The organism is Xenorhabdus sp. SGI246, assembly GCF_040838225.1.
In the GTDB taxonomy this organism is placed as follows: domain Bacteria; phylum Pseudomonadota; class Gammaproteobacteria; order Enterobacterales; family Enterobacteriaceae; genus Xenorhabdus; species Xenorhabdus indica.
This window is the reverse complement of the sequence record NZ_JBFPEZ010000148.1, coordinates 1-1,772: the sequence shown is the minus strand read 5'-3', so window position 1 is coordinate 1,772 and position 1,772 is coordinate 1. Positions and strand designations below refer to the sequence as shown.

Sequence of the window (1,772 nt, the reverse complement as noted above, 5' to 3'; positions counted from 1 at the left end):
GGTTATGTTGATTTAGCTATATAATGACAAACGCCAGTGCCAACATACTGGCGTAATTTCGCGCTAATTTATCGTATCTTGTTGCAATAGCTCGAAAATGTTTTATTCTGGCAAACGCATTTTCGACCAAATGCCGATAACAGTATAAAACTTCATCAATATTTTTATCGGGTTTTCGGCTATTTTTTCGATAGGGAATGACCGTTTTTGAACCTTGTTTTTCAACGAAATCTCTGAAAGTACCGCTATCGTAACCTTTATCCGCGATCACAAAATCGGATGCTGGTGAATGGGTGACCAAACTTTCTGCATGTACAATGTCGTGCGTTTGACCCCCTGACAGCTCAAAATGGACAGGCAAACCATAACTGTCTACGGCCAAATGAATTTTAGTCGAACGTCCACCTCGACTTTTACCGATGGCTTCATCTTCTGTTGAAGCTGCCCCTGAGCTATGTTGATGAGCGCGGACAATACTCCCATCAATGAATAACCATTCGGTGTCTGTATTTTCAGATAACAATCTGAATAATAACTCAAAAACACCTTTCTTTGACCAGGCGTTAAAGCGCTTAAAAAGCGTATTCCATTTGCCAAATTCATCGGGTAAATCCCGCCACGGACATCCCGTTCTCATTCGATAAAGGATCCCTTCGAAAGTCAGGTAATGCGCGTCTTTGTGGTAAATACATCCATGTTGTTGCATTAATACAGCTAGCGTATTCCATAAAGATTTTGATAACATTGTTCTTGGCATGATGAGCTGGGGTAATGGTTTTTTCGCGAAGACAATGATACCAGATCATCATGCTGTTCAAACTTCCCTCCACGAAACGTCAACACGCCCTAGCAATTTTCTGAGTTGCCCATTGCCTCGTTTACTTATCCCTAAAAGGGTGTTACGCCCCCCGGTGCTATATTGTCTCGGAACTAATCCTGTAGAGGCAGCAAATTCTCGACTGTGAGCATATTGCCTTCCATCTCCGAGTGATGAAGCCAGCAGACTTGCTGTGATAGGGCCGATTGATGGGATAGTCAGTAACCGCTGGGCCCCTTCATCTTGTTTGAGGGTTGAATCAAGTTCTTTTTCAATTTCATTGAGTTGTCCGACAAGGTACAGATAATGAGCATGTAAACGTTGGAGCAGTTGTATCAGATAAGGAGGAAGGTCATGTTCAGTGATAACTTCAGATAACCGCTTAATCACTGCGAGGCCTTTCGGCATACTGATCCCAAACTCCAATAAGAAAGCGTGCATCTGGTTGGTGGTTTTCACTTTGTCACTGACCAGAGATTCCCGGACACGATGTAATGCTCTCATGCATTGTTGACCTTCCGTGCGAGGCTGAACAAATCGCATAGAAGGCCGAGAAGCAGCTTCACAAATGGCTTCAGCATCAATGAAATCATTTTTATTGCTTTTAACAAAAGGGCGAACAAACTGAGGTGAAATCAATTTAGTTTCGTGACCGAGTGCAGCTATTTTACGCGCCATAAAATGCGAACCCGGACAAGCTTCCATCACGATAGTTGCACGAGGAGTGACGCACAGGAATTCAACGAGCTTAGGGCGGGTCATTTTCTTACGATAAAGGGCTTTTCCATTTTGATCTTGACAGTGTAGATGAAAGGTATTTTTACCCAGGTCAATACCGATAAGTGTTGTACTGTTCATGATGATGGCCTCTTCTAAAAAGAATCACACTATCAATTTACTGCTATAGGGTGGGGAAGGCCATCTCATTACACGCCCTAGATAGTGTCGTCATGAA

Annotated in this window: 1 protein-coding gene and 1 pseudogene; both read right to left on the bottom strand. The window is 43.1% G+C overall.

Annotated features, from left to right (window positions below; all coding sequences use genetic code 11):
- Nucleotides 1-16: 16 nt before the first annotated feature.
- A complete protein-coding gene (locus tag ABLA85_RS18635; protein ID WP_367965802.1) occupies nt 17-757 on the bottom strand; it encodes an IS5 family transposase in 741 nt (246 codons plus the stop codon).
- Nucleotides 758-847: 90 nt separating this feature from the next.
- A pseudogene (locus tag ABLA85_RS18630) lies at nt 848-1,675 on the bottom strand (IS110 family transposase); the annotation flags it as partial.
- Nucleotides 1,676-1,772: the final 97 nt, after the last annotated feature.